Annotated in this window: 21 protein-coding genes; 8 read left to right on the top strand and 13 right to left on the bottom strand. The window is 59.5% G+C overall.

Going from position 1 to position 23,322, the window contains the following annotated elements; genetic code table 11:
- The first annotated feature begins 124 nt into the window (after positions 1-124).
- Positions 125-976, top strand: a complete 852-nt coding sequence (locus tag GDN47_RS00390; protein ID WP_113354621.1) for a MurR/RpiR family transcriptional regulator — start codon at positions 125-127, stop codon at positions 974-976.
- 5 nt (positions 977-981) lie between these two features.
- On the opposite strand, the gene GDN47_RS00385 is transcribed toward GDN47_RS00390, so the two are convergent.
- From GDN47_RS00385 to GDN47_RS00345, 9 genes are all read right to left on the bottom strand, one after another.
- Positions 982-2,565, bottom strand: coding sequence for an FGGY-family carbohydrate kinase (locus GDN47_RS00385; RefSeq protein WP_113354497.1), 1,584 nt, complete (start codon positions 2,563-2,565; stop codon positions 982-984).
- 20 nt (positions 2,566-2,585) lie between these two features.
- A complete protein-coding gene (locus GDN47_RS00380) occupies positions 2,586-3,260 on the bottom strand; it encodes an HAD family hydrolase (protein ID WP_113332439.1) in 675 nt (224 codons plus the stop codon).
- Positions 3,261-3,358: 98 nt separating this feature from the next.
- Entirely contained in the window at positions 3,359-4,840 is a 1,482-nt protein-coding gene (locus GDN47_RS00375; protein WP_113354496.1) for a mannitol dehydrogenase family protein, read from the bottom strand.
- Positions 4,841-4,988: 148 nt separating this feature from the next.
- Positions 4,989-5,993, bottom strand: a complete 1,005-nt coding sequence (locus tag GDN47_RS00370) for an ABC transporter ATP-binding protein (protein ID WP_113354495.1) — start codon at positions 5,991-5,993, stop codon at positions 4,989-4,991.
- Between the two features lie 11 nt (positions 5,994-6,004).
- Positions 6,005-6,847 carry a carbohydrate ABC transporter permease gene (locus tag GDN47_RS00365; RefSeq protein WP_113354494.1) on the bottom strand — a complete coding sequence of 281 codons (843 nt, stop codon included), beginning with the start codon at positions 6,845-6,847 and terminating at the stop codon, positions 6,005-6,007.
- Position 6,848: 1 nt separating this feature from the next.
- Positions 6,849-7,721 (bottom strand): carbohydrate ABC transporter permease, encoded by an 873-nt coding sequence (locus GDN47_RS00360; protein WP_095435901.1) that lies wholly within the window; start codon positions 7,719-7,721, stop codon positions 6,849-6,851.
- Positions 7,722-7,865: 144 nt separating this feature from the next.
- Positions 7,866-9,182 carry an ABC transporter substrate-binding protein gene (locus GDN47_RS00355; protein ID WP_069615959.1) on the bottom strand — a complete coding sequence of 439 codons (1,317 nt, stop codon included), beginning with the start codon at positions 9,180-9,182 and terminating at the stop codon, positions 7,866-7,868.
- Positions 9,183-9,328: 146 nt separating this feature from the next.
- On the bottom strand, positions 9,329-10,282 hold the full coding sequence (locus tag GDN47_RS00350; protein ID WP_113332443.1) for a sugar-binding transcriptional regulator: 954 nt from the start codon (positions 10,280-10,282) through the stop codon (positions 9,329-9,331).
- Between the two features lie 59 nt (positions 10,283-10,341).
- Positions 10,342-10,797, bottom strand: a complete 456-nt coding sequence (locus GDN47_RS00345; RefSeq protein WP_113332444.1) for an RbsD/FucU family protein — start codon at positions 10,795-10,797, stop codon at positions 10,342-10,344.
- 323 nt (positions 10,798-11,120) lie between these two features.
- Here GDN47_RS00345 and GDN47_RS00340 point away from each other — a divergent pair, with 323 nt between their 5' ends.
- The 6 genes from GDN47_RS00340 to GDN47_RS00315 all read left to right on the top strand — a co-directional run bounded on the left by GDN47_RS00340 (position 11,121) and on the right by GDN47_RS00315 (position 16,537).
- Entirely contained in the window at positions 11,121-11,780 is a 660-nt protein-coding gene (locus tag GDN47_RS00340; RefSeq protein ID WP_069615956.1) for a response regulator, read from the top strand.
- Entirely contained in the window at positions 11,777-13,129 is a 1,353-nt protein-coding gene (locus tag GDN47_RS00335) for an ATP-binding protein (RefSeq protein WP_113354493.1), read from the top strand. The genes GDN47_RS00340 and GDN47_RS00335 overlap by 4 nt, the downstream gene beginning before the upstream one ends.
- Positions 13,130-13,231: 102 nt before the next feature.
- Positions 13,232-14,158, top strand: coding sequence for an ROK family protein (locus GDN47_RS00330; protein WP_113354492.1), 927 nt, complete (start codon positions 13,232-13,234; stop codon positions 14,156-14,158).
- A complete protein-coding gene (locus tag GDN47_RS00325) occupies positions 14,148-14,858 on the top strand; it encodes a copper homeostasis protein CutC (RefSeq protein WP_145636618.1) in 711 nt (236 codons plus the stop codon). The genes GDN47_RS00330 and GDN47_RS00325 overlap by 11 nt, the downstream gene beginning before the upstream one ends.
- Positions 14,859-15,078: 220 nt before the next feature.
- The gene (locus tag GDN47_RS00320) at positions 15,079-15,960 is read left to right on the top strand and encodes a DUF6030 family protein (RefSeq protein WP_113354490.1); all 882 of its coding nucleotides are present in this window, start codon (positions 15,079-15,081) and stop codon (positions 15,958-15,960) included.
- Between the two features lie 112 nt (positions 15,961-16,072).
- Positions 16,073-16,537 (top strand): hypothetical protein, encoded by a 465-nt coding sequence (locus tag GDN47_RS00315; RefSeq protein ID WP_152092495.1) that lies wholly within the window; start codon positions 16,073-16,075, stop codon positions 16,535-16,537.
- A gap of 124 nt (positions 16,538-16,661) precedes the next feature.
- On the opposite strand, the gene GDN47_RS00310 is transcribed toward GDN47_RS00315, so the two are convergent.
- Positions 16,662-16,856 (bottom strand): hypothetical protein, encoded by a 195-nt coding sequence (locus tag GDN47_RS00310; RefSeq protein ID WP_113354488.1) that lies wholly within the window; start codon positions 16,854-16,856, stop codon positions 16,662-16,664.
- A gap of 3 nt (positions 16,857-16,859) precedes the next feature.
- Between GDN47_RS00310 and GDN47_RS00305 the strand changes: the two genes are divergently transcribed.
- Positions 16,860-18,311 (top strand): DHA2 family efflux MFS transporter permease subunit, encoded by a 1,452-nt coding sequence (locus tag GDN47_RS00305; RefSeq protein ID WP_113354487.1) that lies wholly within the window; start codon positions 16,860-16,862, stop codon positions 18,309-18,311.
- A gap of 3 nt (positions 18,312-18,314) precedes the next feature.
- Here the strand turns inward: GDN47_RS00305 and GDN47_RS00300 are convergent, their stop codons facing one another.
- From GDN47_RS00300 to GDN47_RS00290, 3 genes are read right to left on the bottom strand one after another with little or no spacing between them, the layout of a single operon-like run.
- Positions 18,315-19,865, bottom strand: coding sequence for a SpoVR family protein (locus GDN47_RS00300; RefSeq protein WP_113354486.1), 1,551 nt, complete (start codon positions 19,863-19,865; stop codon positions 18,315-18,317).
- On the bottom strand, positions 19,865-21,136 hold the full coding sequence (locus GDN47_RS00295; protein WP_069615950.1) for a YeaH/YhbH family protein: 1,272 nt from the start codon (positions 21,134-21,136) through the stop codon (positions 19,865-19,867). The genes GDN47_RS00300 and GDN47_RS00295 overlap by 1 nt, the downstream gene beginning before the upstream one ends.
- A gap of 18 nt (positions 21,137-21,154) precedes the next feature.
- Complete coding sequence (locus GDN47_RS00290; RefSeq protein ID WP_069615949.1) at positions 21,155-23,101, bottom strand: PrkA family serine protein kinase; 1,947 nt, start codon at positions 23,099-23,101, stop codon at positions 21,155-21,157.
- Positions 23,102-23,322 lie beyond the last annotated feature (221 nt).

Raw genomic sequence — 23,322 nt, 5'->3', positions numbered from 1 at the left:
CCTGTACGCCACATTAAGAACAACAACCGCAACAAGATCGGCGACCCGATCGAAATTGAATGGCTGATTGACATAGAAATTGACGCAACAGAACATCGAAAAGACCACCAAAGGGGCGCAAAACTTGGAAGACCTTAGTCAGAAACTTAGACAATATATAAAGATCGGCACTCCGGCCGAACGAAGAATTGCTAAGTATTTCTCCGAGCATCTGAATGAACTACCGTTCGAGACGGCTTCCTCCGTTGCCGACAGGCTGGAACTGAGCCCGATGACGGTAGGACGGTTTCTGCGGTCGCTCGGCTATCACGGTCTGGATGGGATAAAGGTGCATCTCAAGGAAAATGCGCCGAGCCTCACGTCGCAATTGCCCAATATCCTCGAACAGCTTCAGAAGGACGCAAGCGAAGGTCGCCCGCTCGCAACGCAAATTGCCGAACAGGTCGAGATGCTGCAGCATATCTACAACCTCGCCGGCCAGCCGCAATGGCGCGAGGCGGTTGCGACAATTCTGTCCTCCGGCAATGTCTTCATCACCTCCCATCCCAGTCTCGCGGGGATCGGCCACTATTTCCGCGACCGCCTGACCTTTGCCCGTGATCAAGTCCTTTTCCTCGACGGCGCCAATGGTAGCTATATCGAGCTGTTCGGCAAGCCATCCGAGGATGCGCTGCTCGTTGTCATCGATTCCCCGGGTTTCGTCACATCGCGTCTTCTGGCGCGCTCGGCTCGTCGCGCGGGCTGCAAGGTATTGCTGGTAACCGGTCAATTCACGGAATGGGCGCATGAATTCGCAAACATCACGCTGTCCTTGCCGCCACAACGAGCCAATAGCCGCGAAAACCTTTCAGCCATAATGGCGCTGATGGAATATCTCGCGATTTCAGTCGCTCACGCCGCAGGTGAAGCGGCGGAAATGAGAACGCGCCGCATAGAGGAACTTCAAGGTATATTCGCCCAGGCGCCGCTCCGGTAAGCCGCCTATTCCATGGCGTCCAGTTCTGCGCGGTGGCGGTACATGGCGAGGAAGCGCCGGTAATCGCGATCGTAGAGTTCCTTCCTTTCGGCATTCGGCAGCCGTTCATGACCGCCCGGATACATGGCGGCGCCGGCAACTCCGAGGCTTTCGTGAATCCCGCAGGCGACCGAGGCGGCGATTGCGGTGCCGAGCAAGACCGTCTCGTTCATCTTCGGGATAACGACCTTGCAGCCGGTCACGTCGGAATAGAGCTCCATCAGCACCGAATTCTTCACATGGCCGCCGGCGACATGCAGCGTGTCGGGCACGTAGCCGTAATCCCGCATTCGCTCCAGGATATGACGAATGCCGAGTGCAATGCCGACGCTGGTGCGCCAGTACAGCCTGCAAAGACCATCGAAGGAGGCGTCCAGCGTCATGCCGCTGATGACGCCCAATGCATGCGGATCGGCAAGCGGCGAGCGATTGCCGTGAAAATCGGGCAGCACATGGATACGCCCGCCGAAGGAAGCACCCTCCTCCAGCCGCAATTCCGCGATCCGCCGGACGATGCGGTCATGCAGTGCCGCTGTTGGATGTCCGCCGGCTGCATGCATGCTGACGATATGGTCGAGGAGCGCACCGGTGGCAGATTGTCCGGCTTCGGCAAGCCACATGCCCGGAAAGACTGCTTCGTAATATGGCCCCCACATGCCCGTGCTGCGTTTGCGTTCGCGGGCAAAGGAAACCACGCAGCTCGAGGTTCCAGCAATCAATGCCAGTTGATGCTCCAGCATGTCGGCATCGCCGGCATGGCCGGCAAGCGCGCCGAGCGCGCCCGCATAGGCATCGATCAAGCCCGCACCGACATGGCATTCACGATCGAGACCCAGCGCTTCCGCCGCCTCGGTCGTCAGTGTGCCGATGGATCGACCGACCGCAACACTTTCGTCGGGCAAACTGCCGCGCTCGCGCAGATCGCCAAGGCCGATCACGTTGAGAAAATCGGCCTGCCAGCCCGGTTGGCGGTGCGCCAGATAATTCCATTTCGCCACCAGCGTGGAGCGCGACCGCGCAAGCGAACCGGTCGCCTTCCAGGTCATGAAATCGGCAAGGTCGAAAAAGTAGCCGGCCTCGGCCCAGCTTTCCGGCAGGTTCTCCTTCAGCCACATCAGCTTCGGCATTTCCATTTCCGGCGACATGAACTCGCCGGAATATTCAAGAACCGCGTGCTTCGTCGCCGTACAGTAATCCGCTTCGGCCAACGCCCGATGATCGAGCCAGACGATGGTATCGAATCTCTTCTCGCCTCCGGTGGAAACGGTGAGCTGCCCGCCACCGCGATCGCGCACGACCAGCGAGCAGGTCGCATCGAAGCCGATAGCGCCGATAGCGGATGCAGCAATGCCGGATACCTTCACGGCTCCGCGAACGGCGGTGCAGACGGCAGTCCATATATCTTCGGAATCATGCTCGGCGTGGTTCTCGCGCGGGCGGTTCATCAGGATCGGATGTTCACTTTTACCCAGCAGTGAACCGCCCGCGGTGAAGACACCAGCGCGTGCGCTGCCTGTGCCGATATCGACCGCAACCACGTGATCACGCATGCAAAAGAGGTCCCGCCCACTTATCTCTTGTTGCGGACAAGTTGTATCAATTCCGGCATCGCGTCAAACACGACTTCCGGGGAAAGCTGCTCCAATTCAGCCCGATAACTCGGCGAATGAGCATGCGAACCACCGGTGAAGGCAAAGACCGTCATGCCGGCCGCGCGCGCTGCCGTGATCCCCGCAGGACTATCCTCGACGACAATGCATTCCTTCGGCGGTACGCCCATTTTTTCCGCCGCATAGAGAAAGAGATCCGGCGCAGGCTTGCCACGCTTGACCATGCTGGCGCTGAAGATATTGGGTTCTAGCCTGTCGAGCAGACCGGTCACGCCGAGAGAGAGACGGATGCGCTCAAGCTGGCTCGATGAGGCAACGCAGCGCGGCAGCGAAAGCGCATCCAGCGTTGCACTGATACCGTCGATCGGCTTCAGCTCATGTTTGAAGCGCTCATAGAGATCATTGCGGATACGGTCGAGAAATGCCTGGTCGATGAAGACGTCGAATTCCGTCTGCATCGTATCGACGAGCGTCGCCAAGCTCTTGCCGAGGAAGCGGCTGTAGACATCCTCCTCGCTCATCTCGACGCCGACATCATGCATCGCCTGGATGAGCACGCCGACCGACAGCGGCTCGCTGTCGACAAGCACGCCGTCGCAATCGAAGATTACGAGCCCTGTTCCCGCATCCGCCATCACAGATCCAACCTGAATTTTGTTGCTGTCCCGCCAGCCGGAAACCCGGCATGGCAATGGAAAACGGCCGGAACAGGAGAGGTCCGGCCGCTTGAAAATTATTCCGCGAGTTTGTTGTCCAAGTATAGCTGCAGGGTGACGCGGGTACCCTTTTCCCACAGCGTTTTCAGTGCATGCGCGAAGCGCTTTCGGAAAAGATCGGATTTGGCGACATCTCCGAAAATATCATCGAACACCAGGAAGGCGTTCGGATCGTCCTTCGCCTTGAGCGCCGCTTCATGCAGCCGATCGGCGCTGGCATCGTTGAAGACGATCTCCTTGCCACTGTCGCTCTTGCCGGCAAAGTAGCGGCACCACAGCGCCGAGACGAGCGATAGGCCGACAATATCCTCGCCGCGACGAAGGCGGTCGGCCGTCGACGGCAGAATGAACTTCGGCTGGCGGTTGGAGCCGTCCTGCGCCAGGCGCGGGATGGTATCGGCAATCTTTGGATTGGAGAAGCGCCGCTCGATCAGCTTGAAGTAATCCGCAAGCACCGTGTTTGGCACCGGCGGGATGACGGGGATGATCTCATCATTTTCGAGCTTGGCGAGGAAGGCGCGGATCAGCGGCTCTTCCATGGCCTCATGCACGAAGTGAATATCCATCAGCGCCGCCGGATAGGCGATCGCCGCATGGCCGCCGTTGAGGATGCGGATCTTCATGTGCTCATAGGGCGTCACGTCGGGCACGAAAGTCACGCCGACCTTTTCCAACGGCGGGCGGCCTGCGGGGAAGTTGTCTTCCAGCACCCATTGCTTGAACTCTTCGCAATAGACGGGCCAGTTGTCCTCGATATCGAAAGCTTCTTTGAGCAAGTCGATTTCACGCGCACCCGTCGCCGGCGTGATGCGATCGACCATGCCATTCGGAAAGGCGACATGCGCAGCGATCCAGTCGGCAAAGGCCGGATCGGAAAGCCGCGCCGTGCCGACGACAGCAGCTTTGGTGACGCCGCCATTGTGGGGAATGTTGTCGCAGGACATGACGGTGAAAGGCTGCAGGCCGGCCGCACGCCGCGCCTTGAGACCAGCCACGATCAGGCCGAACACCGTCTTCGGCGCATCCGGGTTCTGCCCATCGGCCACGATCGCCGGATGGGCGGGATTGAACTTGCCGGAGGCATCGATGAAGTAACCACCCTCGGTAATCGTCATCGAAACGATGCGGATCGCGGGATCCGCAAGCTTGGCAATGATTGCCTTGGCATCGCCGACCGGCAGGATGTCGACCATCGGCGCAGTCACGCGCGCGGCCGTGCGATTATTGTCCTGCTCGACCACTGTCGTCAGAAAATCCTGGGCAGCCAGCTTCTCGCGCATAGCCGCATCCGACGGCAGCACGCCGGCGCCGATGATCGCCCAGTCATGGGCTTCTCCCGAATTGAAAAGATCGTCGAGATAAACAGCCTGATGGGCACGATGGAAATTGCCGACACCGAAATGCACGATACCAGCCGAAAGCGACTTCCGGTCATAAGCAGGAATAGCCGCCTTTGCAGCCGCCTGCTTAAGAGTTGCGAGCGATAATTTGCACGTCATGTCTCTAGTCCTTTTGAAGGTCTCTGGCTCCGGGCGGCTCGGGAACGCCGCACCGGCTGGTATGCTTGACCGGTCCACGCAGATCGATGGATGCGAACCGGAACAGATGCGTTGGCCGTGCCCGCTCAAGCGCACACGGCCCTGGCTTTCAGGCTGAAATCGCCAGCCCTTCGGCGTTGAACCGGTGAATATGGGCCTTGTCCGGTGTCAGGTAGACGGTATCGCCAGCCCGGGCTGGAAAATCACCCGAACCGCGAGCGGTCACCGTGCCGATCCCGTCGACATCGATATGCAGGAAAGTGTCGGAGCCGAGATGCTCAGCAACGAGAACCTTGCCCTGCCAATCGCCCGACGTGGTCGACAGCAGCACGTGTTCCGGCCTGACGCCGATCGTGTCGGCGCCAAAGGTCTGCGCATAAGCGCCCTTGACGAAATTCATCTTCGGCGAGCCGATGAAGCCGGCGACGAAAAGATTGCGCGGGCTCCGATAAAGCTCCAGTGGCGAGCCAACCTGCTCGATATTGCCGCGGTTGAGCACGACGATCTTGTCAGCCATGGTCATGGCCTCGACCTGATCGTGCGTCACATAGATCATCGTCGTCTTCAACTGCTGATGCAGCTCGCTGATCTCGAGGCGCATGTTAACGCGCAGTGCCGCGTCCAGGTTCGATAAGGGCTCGTCAAAGAGGAAGGCTGCCGGCTGACGCACGATGGCGCGGCCGATCGCGACGCGCTGGCGCTGACCGCCGGAAAGCTGGCGCGGCTTGCGCTCAAGATAATCCGTCAGGTTCAGGACGCGTGCAGCATCCGCCACCTTCTTGTCGATTTCCGCCTGCGGCATGTTCGCCATCTTCAGCGGAAAGGCGATGTTCTTGCGCACACTCATATGCGGATAGAGCGCGTAGGACTGAAACACCATGGCAAGGCCGCGCTCGGACGGCTTGAGATTGGTGCCATCCTTACCGTCGATCATGATCTGGCCGCTGGAGACATCTTCGAGGCCGGCGATCAGGCGCAGCAGCGTGGACTTGCCACAGCCCGAAGGGCCGACGAAAACGACGAACTCGCCATTGTCGATCTCAAGATCGATGGAAGGAATGACCTTGGCTTCGCCGAAGACCTTGGAGACTTGTTTGAGAACAATGCTACCCATGTTTCTCTTCCTTACTTAACCGCGCCGAAGGTCAGGCCGCGAACGAGTTGCTTCTGGCTGAACCAGCCGAGGATCAGGATCGGAGCGATCGCCATGGTCGATGCCGCTGAAAGCTTGGCATAGAACAGGCCTTCCGGGCTGGAATAGGAGGCGATGAAGGTGCTCAGCGGCGCCGCGTCCACCGCGGAGAGATTGAGCGTCCAGAAGGCCTCATTCCAGGCGAGGATGATGTTGAGCAGCATCGTCGAGGCAAGACCCGGGATCGCCATCGGCGTCAGGACGTAGATGATCTCCTTGGCAAGCGTCGCCCCATCCATGCGGGCCGCCTCGAGGATTTCGCCGGGAATTTCCTTGAAGTAGGTGTAGAGCATCCAGACGATGATCGGCAGGTTGATGAGCATCAGCACCACGACCATGCCCACCCGGCTGGCAAACTGGTTGTTCAGGAGGCCGAAGCTCTGGAACAGCAGATAGATCGGGATGAAGGCGCCGACCGGCGGCATCATCTTCGTCGACAGCATCCACATCAGGACGTCCTTGGTGCGCTTGGTCGGCGAGAACGCCATGGCCCATGCGGCAGGCACCGCAATGAGCAGACCGAGAATGGTCGAACCGAAAGCGATGATGACCGAGTTGCCGAAGTGGAGGAAGTAATCCGAGCGCGACTGCACCTCGAAATAATTCTCCAGCGTCCAGTGGAAGAAGAGGAATTGCGGCGGCGAGGCAATCGCATCGCCTTCCGTCTTGAAGCTCGTCAGGATCGTCCACAGGATCGGGAAGAAGATGAGGAGCGCCACGACCCAGGCGGCGACCGATACGACGATCTTGCGTTGTGTGGTGATTTTGCGTGCCATCTCAAGCCTCCAGATTCTTGCCGACTGCGCGCATCAGGAAGATCGCGACGATATTGGCGAGGATGACGGCGATGATGCCGCCCGCCGATGCGCCGCCGACATCCTGCGACAGAACGATCTGCGAATAGACGAGATAGGTGAGGTTCGTCGTCGCCGTACCCGGACCGCCATTGGTGGTGACGAGGATCTCGGCGAAGGCCGACAGCATGAAGATCGTCTCGATCAGGATCACCACGGTGATGGCGCGCGCCAGATGCGGCAGGATGATGTAGATGAATTTCGAAACCGGTCCCGCGCCATCCATCTCGGCGGCTTCCTTCTGCTCCTCATCCAGCGACTGCAGGGCTGTCAGCAGGATGAGCGTGGCGAAGGGCAACCACTGCCAGGCAATGATGATGATGATCGACAGAAGCGGAACCGTCTCCAGCCAGGTCAGCGGATCGAGCCCGAAAAAACGGAAGAGATGTGCCAGGAGCCCGTTCACCGGGTTCATGAACATGTGCTTCCAGATGAGGGCCGCGACCGTCGGCATCACGAAGAAGGGCGCAAGCACCAGCATGCGCACGATGCCCTGGCCGAAGATCGGCTGATCAAGCAGGAGAGCCAGCGCAATGCCGCCAATGACGGTGATCAGCAACGCACCACCGACAAGCAGCAGCGTCACGATCAGCGAGCTGAGGAAGGCCGGATCGGTGATGAAATATTCGTAGTTGAGAAACCCGAGGAAATCATGCGTGCCGGGGTTCAGAAGATTGTAGTTCAGCGTCGAGAAATAGATCGTCATTACGAGCGGGACGATCATCCACGCAAAGAGAAGCAGAACCGAAGGCGCCATCATGACGCGTGCGGTGGAACGGGTGTGCAACGTTGCCATGGCAAGTACCGACCTATCTTTAAAGGAGGGGGTGGCCGCGGACCGGCTGAAACAAAAGGGCCGCCAAGGGCAGTTCGGCGCTCGGCGGCCTAGGGGAAAGCAACGCTCGAGAGGGGGCGCTGCTTTCCTTAGCTTCGAAGGCCCTTACTTCGGATAGCCGGCCTTCTTCATTTCGCGTTCCGTCAGCTGCTGGGCAGCCTTCAGAGCCTGATCGACCGAAATCTGGCCGGCGAGAGCAGCCGAGAACTGCTGGCCGACAGCCGTGCCGATGCCCTGGAATTCAGGGATGGCGACGAACTGCACGCCGACATAGGGAACCGGCTTGACAGTCGGATGCGTCGGATCAGCCGAATTGATCGAGTCGAGCGTCATCTTGGCGAAAGGCGCTGCCTTCTGGTAATCCGCATTCGCATAGAGCGAGGTGCGGGTGCCGGGAGGTGCGTTCAGCCAGCCTTCCTTCTGTGCGACCAGGTTGGTGTAGTCCTTGCTGGTAGCCCAGGAAATGAACTTTTCCGCCGCTTCGGTCTTCTTCGAAGAAGCCGGGATGGCGAGGTTCCATGCCCAGAGCCAGTTGCCGCGCTTGCCGAGGCCCTTATCCGGAGCCAGAGCGAAGCCGACCTTGTCGGCAACCTTCGATTCCTTCGGATCGGAAACGAAGGAAGCAGCAACGGTGGCGTCGATCCACATGCCGCACTTGCCGGACTGGAACAGGGCCAGGTTCTCGTTGAAACCGTTGGACGATGCACCCGGAGGGCCGGCATCCTTCATCAGCTTGACGTAGAAGTCGAGCGTGTCCTTCCATTCCGGCTGGTCGAACTGTGCCTTCCACTTTTCATCGAACCAGCGGGCGCCGAACGAATTCGACATCGCCGTCAGGAACGCCATGTTTTCGCCCCAGCCCGCCTTGCCGCGAAGGCAGATGCCATAGACTTCATGGTCCTTGTCGGTGATCTTGCGGGCCGCATCGGCGATGAAGTCCCATGTCGGAGCGTCCGGCATCTTGAGACCAGCCTTGTCGAACAGGTCCTTGCGGTACATCACCATCGAGCTTTCGCCGTAGAACGGCGCCGCGTAGAGCTTGCCGTCGGTCGTCAGACCGCTGCGAATGGCCGGGAGAAGGTCATCCACATCATAGTTCTTGTCGGCGGAAAGCTTGTCGAGCGAGGCAAGCCAGCCGAGCTTGCTCCAGATCGGCACTTCATAGGTGCCGATGGTCAGCACGTCGTACTGGCCGGCCTTGGTAGCGATGTCGGTCGTAACCTTCTGGCGCAATACGTTTTCTTCAAGCGTGACCCACTGCAGGTCGATACCGGGGTTCTTGGCTTTGAAATCGTCCGTAAGCTTCTGCATACGGACCATGTCGCCGTTGTTGACGGTTGCAATCGTGAGGGTTTCGGCAGACGCCAGGCCGGCAAACATCAGAGCCGAGCAGGCGCCCAGCAGTAAAGTTTTCAATTTCATATCTTCCTCCCAGAAGATTAAAAATGAGCATTCGCTTTGCTCGTGGGCAATTACTCACTTCTTGCGACAAAATGTCAATGCAGATTCGTTGCTGCATTGCCGAGCAAGTAACCTATCCTTTTGTTTTTATGAGTTAAATTTTTTGCTCAAACCTTGAGCAAAAATTCGGCAACTGCCTCGTCGGTAATCAAACCATTGATCTGCTGACCGACAACGGCCGCCTTGATCGCCTGGAATTTGCGCCGACCCTTGGCGATTCCGATGACGCTGCAGGTATCGCGCGACGGCAAGGGCGCACTGGCGACGCGCTCATTGACATCATCGGGCATGAGGTTGCCATTGCCATCGAAAACCCAGCCGCAGATCTCGCCGGCAGCGCCCCGATCCATCAACGCCAGCATCTCGTCCCTCTCGAGAAAGCCGTCGAGACAGAGCGGCGCTTCCACGCCCATCTCCCCGATACCGACGAAAGTCACGTCGGCCTGAGCGCTAATATCGAGCGTCGAGCGCACCAGTGCCTGCGCATGCAGGAGCTCCCGCTCCTCGGCCGACGACACCAGCACCGGCAGCGGCATCGGAAAGTGCCGCGCCTTGACGACGTCGGCCATGCTGAAGATGACGTTGTAATAGGCAGCGGAACCGTCGGGACCGATATTGCCCGTCAGCGACACCACCCGATGCTGCAGACATTCGATCGCCGGCAGCTGGTCGACTGCAGCCTTCAACGTGCGGCCCGTGCCGATCGCCAGCACGATGGGGTCGGCTCGCCGCAGCCAGCGCTCGATTTCGGCAGCACCGGCCTCGGCGATGCCAATGGTCGAAGATGTGCTGTCGGGATCGCTCGGCACGATATCGACATGGCGCAGACCGAACTTCTTCTTGAGCTCCGCCGCATATTCCAGACAGGCGGCGATCGGGTGATCCAGCCGGACCTTGATCAGCCGTTCGGCAACGGCCAGCGACACCAGACGCTGCGCCGACTGTCGGGATATTCCCATCGCAACGGCGATTTCATCCTGCGTGCGGCCGGCGACGTAGTAGAGCCATCCGGCCCGCGCCGCATCGTCAAGCCGCCCCTGGGAATCCAGCTTCTTCGCCATCGCCTTCCTTTACCGAAACAGCGCCCTTGCTCGGGATGATCCAGACTATCCGTGCCGGATCATGCAGTCTCCGGCGGGATGACGCCCTTGGTCAAGGTGAAACAGCCGTAGAAGCGGCGCTCTCCGGTCTGAATGACGCAAAAGGCATCCTTGGCACGCTCGTAGAAGGCGTAACGCTCGACCGGCATCAACGGCCAATGCTTGCCCTCGGCCTTGTCGATCACCGCCTGAACCTCCCGCTGGACCTGCGGCACCTCCTCCGGCGCATCGACAACTTCCATGCGCGTCGCGGCGTCATCAATGAAGGTATCGAGCGGCATCAACGACAATATCGCCGCGACGGCATCGGCAGCGGGCACATTGTCGATGCGCAGCAGCTCGCCCAGGACCGTCTGGCTCGCAATGGCCTCCGCCGGGAAATTCGTGTCGACGACGACGAGCATGTCGCCATGCCCCATCGATTTCAGCGCATAGAGCACGTCCGCATTCAACAGCGGCGAAATTCCCTTCAGCATGAACGATCCTCCGATAGCCTGTGGCGGTCACTTCGCGGCCGCTTTGTTCTCCGCGCAAACAAGTAACCATCGCGTTCCTGTCTGTCCATAGGCGCCGGGAACGTTTTCGGCCGGTAGCCTGGAGCAATTCCAGGAAAAGTGCGCAGCGGTTTTCCGTTCGGGATTGCGTGAAAGCAAAGGGATAGAGCGGCTCAGAGATTCCGTGAAAAACTGAACCGCTCTGGCCATGAACTGTGCATCCCGCCGCGGCTTATTTCAGCCGTTATTGACCCGATAGGTTCGTCGGCATTAACTGAGGTACGTTCAACGGTTGAGAGGTGCATGTGCGCATTCTTGTGGTGGAGGACGACGACACGATCGGCGGCGCGGTTCGCGACCATATCGCGGCAGGCCCTCATGCCGTGGATTGGGTCAAGAACCTGACCGATGCGGAGGAGGTCACCAGTGCGGTGCAATACGGCCTCATCCTGTTGGATCTGCAGCTTCCCGATGGCAGCGGCATCGATTTCTTGAAGCGGCTGCGCCGCAAGCCTGACGAAACGCCCGTCATCATCCTGACAGCTCGCGATCAGATCTCCGACCGTATCGAAGGCCTGAACAGCGGCGCCGATGATTATCTCGTCAAGCCGTTCAACCTTGGCGAATTGACGGCCCGTATCCTGGCGGTCGCCCGGCGTTATGCCGGCAGTCCGCAGCCGACCCTCCGGTTTGACGACCTCGAAATCGACCAGCCGCAGCGCCGCGTCAAGCTGGCGGGCAAGGACGTGATCCTGACGGGACGAGAATGGGCCGTGCTCGACCTGCTGATCACGCGGCCGGGCGCGATCGTCTCCAAGGACAAGATAGAAGAGGCGCTCTACGCCTTCGGCTCCGAAATCGAGAGCAACACGGTGGAGGTCTATGTCAGCCGCCTGCGCAAGAAGATCGGCAAGGACCGCATAAGGACGGCCCGCGGCGTCGGCTATTGCCTGGGTGAGCGATGACCGAACACAAGGAGCCCAGCCGCGCCAGCATCACCCGGCGCCTGATCACTGCGCTGACCGGCACTGTCGTCGTCTTCTGGCTGATTGCGGTCGGCATCGGTGTCTATGTCGTCAACAAGGAACTCTCGGAAACATTCGATGGCGCATTGCAGGAAACCGCCGAGCGTCTTCTGCCGCTGGTGCTCGACGATCTCGCCAACCGCGACCATTCTGGCGATCCTCAGAGCCTGGAAGAGCTCAATAAGGGGCTGAACCGCGAATATCTGACCTATCAGGTACTCGATGGGAACGGCAAGGTTATCCTGCACTCCCACGATGCCCCTCCAACCGCCTATGACGTGCCGCTGAAGATCGGCTTCCACAATACGTCGCGATACCGGATCTATACCGAATCCTCGGCCGACGGCACGATCTTCCTGCACGTCGCCGACGCCTTCAAGAATCGCCGCGAGGCATCGCGCGAAAGCGGCGTTGCGCTGCTCTGGCCGCTACTGGCCCTCATTCCCGCCAGCATCATCGCCATCGGCGTCATCGTCGGCCGATCGCTGCGGCCGATCGACCGCTTGCGCTCGGAGATCGCCACCAAAGACGGTGGCAACATGGCGCCGCTCGTGAGCGAGACGCTGCCGCTCGAGCTGCAGCCGATCGCCCGCTCCGTCAATCTGCTGCTGGAGCGCCTGCGCCTGGCCCTGGAAGCCGAGCGCGAATTCACCGCCAATAGCGCCCATGAGCTGCGCACCCCGATTGCAGGCGCTCTTGCGCAGACCCAGAGGCTGATCGCCGAACTGCCGCAGGGGCAATTGACGGAACGCGCCGGCCGCATCGAGACGTCGCTTTCCAATCTCGGCCGGCTCGCGGAAAAGCTGCTGCAGCTTTCCCGCGCCCAGGCCGGGATCGGCACGGGTGACAAACCCGCCGATCTCGTGGCCATCATCGAAACCGTCATAGGCGATTACGACCGCGATACGGGAACGGCAGGCCGTGTCCTTCTGGAGAACGAAACGGCGGAGAAACTGATGCGCAACGTCGATATTGACGCATTTGCGATCGTCATGCGCAACCTAATCGAAAACGCCTTGATCCACGGGCCGGCGGACGACGAAGTGACCGTCCGGATCGACGACCGCACCGTCCGCGTCATCAACGGCGGCGCCGTGCTTTCCGCACATGATCTCGCCGGCCTGAAGAAGCGCTTCTGGCGCGGCAAGACGAAAGCGGCAGGCTCCGGCCTTGGACTTTCGATCGTCGAGCGCATCGTCGGCCAGATCGGCGGCCATCTCGATCTACTGTCGCCGGCGACCGGCAGGACCGATGGCTTTGAAGCCAGGATCACCCTGCCGTCCGGCTGATGACGCTGTAACTGTCAGGGATTGGCCTCATAGAGGATTGATCTTGCAAAGACCGGCAAAGGGTGCGAGCAAGTGCGCCATGTTTCCAGCGGGTCGGTATCCATGATCGTTTCCTTCGACATTGGCGGCAGCGCCATCAAAGGCGGCATTGCCCGCTCCATGACGGACATCGTACCGCTGGCGCGGCGCCCGACGCCCAGGCACGATTTCGCCGAATTCGTCAATGCCTTGCGTGAGGTGATTGCCGAAGCCGGCGAGAGGCCGGATTGCCTCTCCTTCTCCATCGCCGGCGTCGTCGATCCCGATACGCAGACACTCACCTGCGCCAATATTCTCTGCATTCACGGCCGGCATCTTGCCGCCGATCTGGAGGCGGAACTCGGCTATCCCGTGCTGATCGCCAATGATGCCGATTGCTTCGCCATGGCGGAGGCCATGTCCGGAGCGGGCCGTGGCCATCGCATCGTCTTCGGCGCCATTCTCGGCACCGGCGTCGGCGGCGGCCTTGTCGCGGATGGCCGGCTGGTCAATGCTGCCGGCGGCTTTGCCGGGGAATGGGGCCATGGCCCCATCATCGCCTCCTCCGCCGGCAATCCACCAGTCGCTATTCCCGCCTATGCCTGCGGCTGTGGCCAGAAGGGCTGCGTCGACACCGTCGGCGGCGCACGCGGCATCGAACGCCTGCACAAGACGCTTCACGGCTTGGAACTTTCCAGCGAGGAGATCATCGGCCAGTGGCTCAGGGGCGAAGACCGTGCCGAACGCACGATTGACGTCATGGTGGATCTGGTCGCCTCGCCGCTTGCCCTCACCGTCAACATAACTGGCGCGACCATCGTGCCGGTCGGCGGTGGCCTTTCCAACGTCGAACCGCTCCTGGCTCGTTTGGACGAGGCGGTGCGCGCCCGGACCCTGCGTAAGTTCGGCCGGCCGCTCGTCGTGCCGAGCGAGTGCAAGCTGGAACCGGGCCTCATCGGCGCCGCCCTGCTGGGCCTGCAATATGCCGGAGAGCGCATCCATGCTGCTTGAGGTCTGTGTCGAGGATATTCCCGGTCTCAAGGCCGCTGTCGAGGGCGGCGGCGACCGTATCGAGCTTTGCAGCGCGCTTCCTCTCGGCGGGCTGACGCCGAGTGCCGGGCTGATGGCCACTGCAGCGAAGATATCTATCCCTGCATACGCCATTATCCGTCCGCGCGCCGGCAGCTTCGTCTATTCGGCGGATGAACTTGATGTCATGAAGCGCGACATCGATGCCGCACGAGCTGCCGGCTTGCCGGGAGTCGTGCTCGGCGCTTCCCTGCCGGATGGCCGACTGGATCTTGACGCACTCACCATCCTCACCGCCCAAGCGGAAGGTCTCGGCAAGACGCTGCACCGCGCCTTCGATCTGGTGCCCGACGTCGAGGAAGCCGTCCATGTCGCTATCTCCCTCGGCTTCGAACGCATCCTGACCTCCGGCGGCGCAAGGACTGCGGCCGAAGGCGTTGCCATGCTTGAACAGGCGATTGCAGCAGCCGCCGGCCGCATCTCCATCATGCCCGGCTCCGGCGTGACGCTTGCAACGGTCGGCCAGCTATGGCCGCGCCTGCAGATCAGCGAGATCCACGCCTCCTGCTCCGCAACCACCTCGGAGACGGATGAGCGTCTCATCGCCCTCGGCTTCTCTCCGCCATCGGCTCGCCGCACGGATGCCGCTACCGTCAGGGCACTTAAGGCGTATTTCGCCTAGAGCGGACTGCTCCAAGAACATGCAAAAAGCCGGACGCAGGGAACGCGGGAACCGCATGCCGAAGGTCGCGATCTGCTTTAAGCAACATCATGAATTGACAAAGAAACATTAGAATGATCAATCGTTCATAAACGCATATGCTGTAGCCATGAACATGGCTGCGCAACATACAGTTATTGCAGCAAGGTAAGTTTCCTCGGGAGTAGCTGTGATCTGAACCATGTCGGTGGCGCCACCTCGCAAGAAAAGCAGGGCTGTCTTTTGGATTGCAGCTGTTGTCATCGGTTCGATCATCCTGGCAACCGCGCTCCTTGCTAACGATATGCGCAATCTAAGAGCGCTGGATAGCCGCTATCATCTCAATCTGTTTCCGAAACCGGAACAACATGCAGCAGCGCCCGCCGCGCCTGCGCAAGAACAGCAGCCGGCCCATGCGGCTACGCCTGCGGCGGCAGCGCCGAAGACGTCAGGCCCGGCGGCCACAAGCGTCCGTGTCAAGCCAGCGACGGTCACCGCCAAGCCATCCGTCAAGAAAAGATCCCATCTGCTGGATGAGCCTGTCGACGCGCTGCTGAGTGCCTTCGTGCGCAGCTGGCGGATATCGGGCCAGGCACTTTGCGCCGATCTCCAGAAGTTCGGCCTGTCCGTAGGCGAATGGCGGCAAAGCGAACTGGGCACCAGCACTTCGGAGTGCAGCTATGCCGTCCAGAAGGGCGCCTATGGCGATCCCAAGGCAGCTTCCTTCTTCATCATCGCCAGGGGCAAGCCATCAGGCGAAATCGATACCATCCGCATCAAGGTCATCATGCCTGACAATGACGACGGAAAGGCCGTTGCCGGCACCTTTGTCGATACTGTCGTCCTATTGCTGAACGAGACACATTGGCTGGACTTTCAGGCGGCACTCGAGGCAGTCGGCAAGTTGCAGGATGTGACGCTGCAAGCCTTCGGCGCCAAGCTTGCCTTTTTCAAGGAATTCCAGAGCGACAACAATTTCAATCTGCAGCTGGAATTGCGCAGAACGTCGCCGGAACAGCTCCGAACCGCGATCGTCTTCGACAAGGCGCGCTGGACCCTCCCCTCGCCCTCCTCGACCAATTAGATCTCGGGGCATGCACGTATTTGCCGCTCTTTCATGGTGTATGTTACGAATACAACCAATAAGCAAGCGCTCAGCGGGCTACTCGCCATCATGGGATGAAACGGAGATAGAGATGGAGCCAAAAGCAACCAAATCAAACATCAAGAAGATGATTTTCATGAATATCTTCGCTCTGCTGGTTGCTGAATATTTCGCTATCGTTTCGTATTCTTTGATTTCATTCGCCTCTAATTTTAACTCAATCGCTGAGGGAATATCTGTGCCGCTGGCATTGGTCATCATTAGCTTCGCTGTGGTACCGATGGCTCTCCTGATCACGTGGAAGGCCGCTCTAGTGGCGATCGGCGTCGGCGAATTGCTCGGGCGACCCTCCTATTATTATCCGATAGCTGGAGCTATTGCTGGATACTGGATAGCTCATTCATGGGGCTTTCAAAGCAGCTCCAATAGGTTTGATGTCATTATGCTCACCATAAGCGGCGGTATCGCAGGCTATGCTTTCTGGTACATGGCTGTCCGAAGTTTGGATTTTGATTTGCAAGCGTCGCCTTCACCGAGGGTCGATGACAATGTTTGAGTCGCGAAGGTGGGACTGCAAGAAATGAATCCGCGGTCCATACCGCGAAGCGTCCGATCACAACTGCCGTTGGCACAGTGCAGCAGGGCGTATCCAGGATGGACGCCCGATTTTACAAACGGTGTCAAATATTCATGCGCGTCGGTTTTTGTTGCACTGCGCCATCGGTAGTGCTCATATAGGCAACGATTCCGAAGGTCGGCGGATCACCGGCCGCCAGCACCATGTTTCCCGAGAGCACACGAGGCGGTTTCCGAAGGGATTCATGCAAATCGTCAAACGCGCCGGTCCCCAGCCGGACGTTGGAAAGCCATTTCATTTCATGGATTCGATAGATCCCAATCCGCAGGGCCAGACTTTTGCGGTCGAACGCAATCCCCGCCTGCGCTACATCATCCCCGCGGTGGTCGCCGTCGCCTTCCTGATGGAACAGCTGGATTCGACCATCCTCGTCACCGCCGTTCCCGATATCGCCAAGAGCCTCGATACGACGCCGCTGCGCATGAATCTGGCGGTCACGACCTATATTCTGACGCTTGCCATGTTCATTCCGGTGAGTGGCTGGTTTGCCGATCGCTTCGGCGCCCGGCGCATCTTCACGCTTTCCCTCTTCATCTTCACCATCGGCTCGATCCTCTGCGGCCTGGCGACCAGCCTGCCGATGCTTATCGCCACGCGCGCACTGCAGGGCTTTGGCGGCGCAATGATGACGCCGGTCGGGCGCCTCATCCTCATCCGCAGTTTCCCCCGCAGCCAGCTCGTGACTGCCATGACCTACATGACCCTGCCCGCCGTCATCGGGCCCGTCATCGGGCCGGTGCTCGGCGGCTTCCTGACAACCTATCTGTCCTGGCGCTGGATCTTCTGGGTGAACCTGCCCTTCGGCCTGATCGGCATGGCCATGGCGCTGCGCTATGTCGAGGATACCGAACGCGACGAGACCATCAAATTCGACTTTCCCGGTTTCGTCATGGTCGGTCTCGGCTGTGTGCTGCTGCAATATGGCATCGAGAATATCGGCCGACCTGCAATTCCGGTCTGGGCCATCCTCCTAGCGCTTGCCGCCGCCGGCCTGCTGCTGGTCGGCTTCATCCGCTATGCCAGAACAGTGGAATCTCCGGCCGTGGATCTCACCCTCTTCAAGCTGCGCACCTTCCGCATCGGCACCCTTGCCGGCGGCATCTGTCGTGTCGGGCTGAATGGCGTGCCCTTTCTGCTGCCGCTGATGCTGCAGGTCGGCTTCGGCTTGAGTCCGATCGTCTCGGGTACATTGACCTTCGTCAGCGCCCTGAGCGCCCTTGCCGTGCGGCCGGTCTCGGCAAAACTGCTAAAGCTCTATGGCTTCGATCGCATGTTGACGTGGAGCGCCGTATTCGGTGCCGCCGTCGTCGCCGGCTTCGCATTGATCACACCCGATACGCCGCACTGGTTCATCATCGTCTATGTCTTCATCTTCGGGCTGGCGCGGGCCGGACAGTTCATGACGTCCAATACGCTATCCTATTCCGATACTCCGGCGGCTCAACTCAGCCGCGCGACCAGTCTCGGCGGTGTGCTGCAGCAATTGAGCGTCAGCTTCGGCGTCTCCGTCGCCGCCATGCTGCTGGGTCTGGTGACTTTGGATGGATCGCCGCTGACGCCGGAGAAATTCCACATTGCATTTTTGCTGATGGCCGTGATCCCGCTGCTCGGCATACCCGGCTTTCTCAAGCTGCGGCCGGAAGACGGCGCGCAAGTGAGCGGCCATCAGCGGCAATCGAAAAAGCAGCCGTAAGGCTTATGCCGCAAGCGCCGAGGCGCGCGGATGAACGAGATGATCGCGAAGTACCGCGCCGGAGCGGTCGACTTCCTGCATCAGCACGTCGTAGCTCCACAGATCGGCCAGATGCTGCAATACGCGCTTGGCATCCATATCGTCGAGCATCGCGCCGTTCAGCACCGTATGCTTGACCAGCAGCCGCCTGTCGCCGGCAAGATCGACATCGACGATCTCGATATGCGGATCGATCCAGCCGACATCATATTGCCGTGACAATTCACGGCGGATGCGCCGGTAGCCACGCTCATCATGAATGGCGGCAACCCTCAGCCCCTCTTCCTCCTCCGGATCATCCGTCAGCTGGAACATGCGCATCTTGCGCATCAGATGCGGGCTCAAGAACTGCGCGACAAAACTCTCGTCGCGATAATTGGCCCAGAGATCGCGCAGCACCGCCATTGCATCGCCGGTGCCGGCGATTTCCGGAAACCATTGTCGATCCTCTTCCTCCGGCTTCGTCACGATGCGCTCGATATCCTGCATCATGGCAAAACCGATCGCGTAGGGGTTGAGGCCGGAATAGCGGGGATCGTTGAAGGTCGGTTGGAAAACCACATTGGTATGCGATTTCAGGAATTCCAGAAAATCGCCGTCGCCGATGCCGCCGAGCTCATGCAGCCGGGTCATGATGCGATAGTGCACGTAGGTTGCCGTGCCCTCGTTCATCACCTTGGTCTGACTCTGCGGATAGAAATATTGGGCGACATGCCGCACGATGCGGATGATCTCGCGCTGCCAGGGCTTCAGACGCGGCGCCATCTTTTCCAGGAAATAGAGGATATTCTCCTGCGGCAGGCCCGCCAGCGAACGTCGCCGCTCCAGATCGAGGTCCTGTGTCTTCTTGCCCGACCCGGCCGGAACCGTGCGCCAGAGATCGTTGAAGATCTTCTCGTCATACTCGCGCCGCTCGCGCTCGCGCTTCTCCTCGTCGCGCAGGTCCGGCGTCTTCTTGCCGGCATAGCGATGCACGCCATGCGACATCAGCGCATGGGCGGCATCCAGCGTGCGCTCGACGGCGGCGTGGCCATAGCGCTCCTCACAGCGCGCCACATAGCTCTTGGCGAAGTTGAGATAATCGAGAATGCCTTCGGCATCGGTCCAGAGCTTGAAGAGATAATTGTTCTTGAAGAAATGATTATGGCCGAAGGCGGCATGGGCGATGACGAGAGCCTGCATCGTCGCGCTATTCTCCTCCATCAGATAGGAGATGCAGGGCGAGCTGTTGATGACGATCTCATAGGCAAGGCCGCGCAGGCCCTTGCGGTAGAAGGCCTCGTGATGGGCGAAATGCTTGCCGAAGGACCAGTGCTTGTAAAAGAGCGGCATGCCGATCGAGGAATAGACGTCGAGCATCTGCTCGGCGGTGATGATCTCGATCTGATTGGGGTAAACATCGAGCCCGAGCTCGTCGATGGCGATCTTCTCGCAGGCATCGTGAATTCGCTGGATGGTGGCGAAATCCCAGTCCGCGCCTTCGAAAAGCCGCTCCATCGATGCCTTTTTTGCCATTATCCGCTCCTTGTTTCCGCCGTCCGGCGCTGGAAGAGATCGTGGAAGACCGGATAGATCTGGCTGCGATCGCTGACACGCCGCATGGAAAGCACCGGCCATCCCGCCTGCATCCGCTCGTAGAGCGACCAGATCGCCGAGCCGGACGAGATCGCGACGCTGCGTGATTCCCCCACTTCGAGATAGGCAAAATATTGGCAGACGGGCAGGATCTCGCTCGTCATCAGCGCTGCCGTCGTCGCATTGTCGGAATAGGCGTTATCGCCATCCGATGCTTGCGCGGCGTAGATGTTCCAGTCGGATGCCGGGAAGCGGTCCCGCACGATTCGCCGCATGGCCTCGAGCGCGCTCGAAACCTGGGTGCCGCCGGTTGCCGGGCTGCGGAAGAAGGTCTCCTCGTCCACCTCTTCCGCTACGTCGGTATGGCGGATGAAGACGATCTCGACGCGGCGATACTGCCGGGTCAGGAAAATGTAGAGCAGCATATAGAAGCGCTTGGCGAGATCCTTCATGTGCTCCGTCATCGAGCCGGAGACGTCCATCAGGCAGAACATGACGGCTTGCGCCACCGGCTTCGGCTCGTTCTCGAAACGGCGATAGCGGATATCGATCGGGTCGATATAGGGAATGCGCCGGACCTTCGATTCCAGTCTTTTGATCTCGTCTTCGAGCTGTGCGCGGCGCTTCTCGTCCGTGCACTCCTCGGCCTCCTCGATGAGCTTTTCGACCGTTTCCGGCTTCGGGCGATGCAGCGCGACACGGCGCATCATGGCAAGCCGCATCGTGCGGTTGATGGCAAGATTGGCAGGTGATCCCGTAACCGAATAGCCCGAGCGCACCGGATTGATCTGGTCCGCCGACATCAGGCGGCGCTTGGCTAGATCGGGCAATTCGAGATCGTCGAGGAAGAGATCGAGGAATTCGTCCCGCGTCAAGATGAAGCGGAAGGCATCCTCGCCGGTTCCATCGCCGCCGGCCCGCGACTTGCCGCTACCGCCCTCGGGGCGGGGAAGCATATCGCCTTCGATGAAGTCCTTGTTACCGGGAAGAATATGTTCCTTCAGGCCCTCCGGGCCGCGATGGAACCGAGGTTCCTCGGTTCCATCCAGGGGAATGCTGATTTCGCCACCCTTCAGAATATCCTGAATGTCGCGATTTTGAGAGGATTCATAGACCGCTCTCTGCACCAGCGCTTTTGCTCTTCGCAAAAACCGTTGACGATTTTCCAGACTTTTTCCGCCTGGGTTCAGGCGTCTGTCAACAATGTGCATTCCTTCTTCCTTGGTGGCTCATCCCGCCTGTTTCACACGCATGTACCATTCCACAAGCCGCCGGACCTGCCGTTCGGTGTAACCCCGCGCGACCATCCGCTCGACGAATTCGCCATGTTTCTTCTCCGTCTCGCCATCCTTCTTGGAGCCGAACGAGATGACGGGCAGAAGGTCCTCGACTTGAGAGAACATCCGCTTTTCGATGACTTCACGGATCTTCTCATAGCTGGTCCAGGACGGGTTCTTGCCGCCGTGGCTCGCCCGTGCCCGCAGGCAGAACTTGACCACCTCATTGCGGAAGTCCTTCGGATTGGCAATACCTGCCGGCTTTTCGATCTTGGTGAGCTCCTGGTTCAAAAGCTCGCGGTCGAGAAGCTGCCCGGTATCCGGATCCTTGAAATCGACATCCTCGATCCAGGCGTCGGCATAGTCGACATAGCGATCGAAGAGGTTCTGTCCGTAATCTGCATAGGATTCCAGATAGGCCTTCTGGATCTCGTTGCCGATGAACTCCGCATAGCGCGGCGCCAGTTCGCTCTTGATAAACTCGATATAGAGCTTTTCGGTTTCAAGCGGCAGCTGTTCGCGGCGGATTGCCTGCTCCAGCATGTACATCAGATGCACCGGATCGGCACCGACTTCTGTCGTATCGTAGTTGAAGGTCGCCGCCAGCACTTTGAAGGCAAAACGGGTGGAGGCTCCATCCATGCCTTCGTCGACACCGGCCGAGTCACGATATTCCTGCACGCTGCGCGCTCTCGGATCGGTCTCCTTCAGGCTCTCGCCGTCATAGACCCGAAGTTTGGAGAAGGCGGTCGAATTCTCGTGCTTGGAAAGCCGCGTCAGAACCGTGAAGCGGGCGAGCGTCTCCAATGTCGACGGCGCGCAGGGCGCGTCGCTGAGCTCGGATTCCTCGATCAGCTTCTCATAGATCTTCTGCTCCTCGGTGACCCGCAGGCAATAAGGCACTTTCACCACGCAGATGCGGTCGATAAATGCCTCATTGTTCTTGTTGGCCTTGAATGTCTGCCATTCCGATTCGTTTGAGTGCGCCAGGATGATGCCGGAGAAGGGTATCGCACCGATATTTTCCGTACCGATGTAATTGCCTTCCTGCGTCGCCGTCAGCAGCGGATGCAGCATCTTGATCGGTGCCTTGAACATTTCAACGAATTCGAGAATGCCCTGGTTGGCACGGTTCAATGCACCGGAGTAGCTGTAGGCATCCGGATCGTTCTGCGCGAGGCTTTCGAGCTTGCGGATATCCACCTTGCCGACCAGCGAGGAAATGTCCTGGTTGTTCTCGTCGCCCGGTTCCGTCTTGGCGACGGCAATTTGCCGCAGCCTTGAGGGCTGCATCCTGACGACACGGAAGCGGGAAATATCGCCTTCGAACTCTTCCAGCCGCTTGAGGCACCAGGGACTCATCAGCCCGGTCAGGCGCCGGCGCGGAATGCCATAGCGCTCCTCGATCATCGGCCCCATGGTGACGGGATCGAACAGGCTGAGCGGGCTTTCGAAGACCGGGCTAAGCTCGTTTCCGGCCTTGAGCACATAGATGGGATGAACTTCCATCAATGATTTCAGCCGCTCGGCGAGGGATGACTTGCCGCCGCCGACAGGCCCGAGCAGATAGAGGATCTGCTTGCGCTCCTCCAACCCCTGGGCCGCATGGCGGAAGAAGGCGACGATGCGTTCGATCGTCTCTTCCATGCCGAAAAAGCCCGAAAAAGCCGGATAAGTCCGGATGGTCCGGTTCATGAAAATACGCCCAAGCCTTGTATCCTTGGCCGTATCGATCAGCAGTGGTTCGCCCATGGCTGCCAGCAGCCGCTCAGCCGCATTTGCATACATGAGCGGATCATCCCGGCACGCTTCCAGGTATTCTGAGAATGACATCTCGACTTCGCGCCGTGCTTCAAAAGTACGGGCGAACGTGTTGAACAGAACATCGTTGTTTAACATGGCGCCTCGGTAGCTTGCTATTGCAATTAACGCCGGCTTTTACGAGATCACTTTATCCCGCTGTATCTAAAGTGCGGTATGACTCGCTACGAATCAATAGGTGATCTGTCAATAATTCGTACGCTTGATTCCAAATGTCATCAATATCTTGATGGGGTCATGCACCGAATTAATGAAACACAACCAGAAGATTGTTGTGGCAATACAACGCACTCAGTGGT

It is taken from the genome of Martinezella dioscoreae, from assembly GCF_009176305.1.
Lineage (GTDB): Bacteria > Pseudomonadota > Alphaproteobacteria > Rhizobiales > Rhizobiaceae > Rhizobium > Rhizobium dioscoreae.
This window is presented reverse-complemented; position numbering and strand designations above follow the sequence as displayed.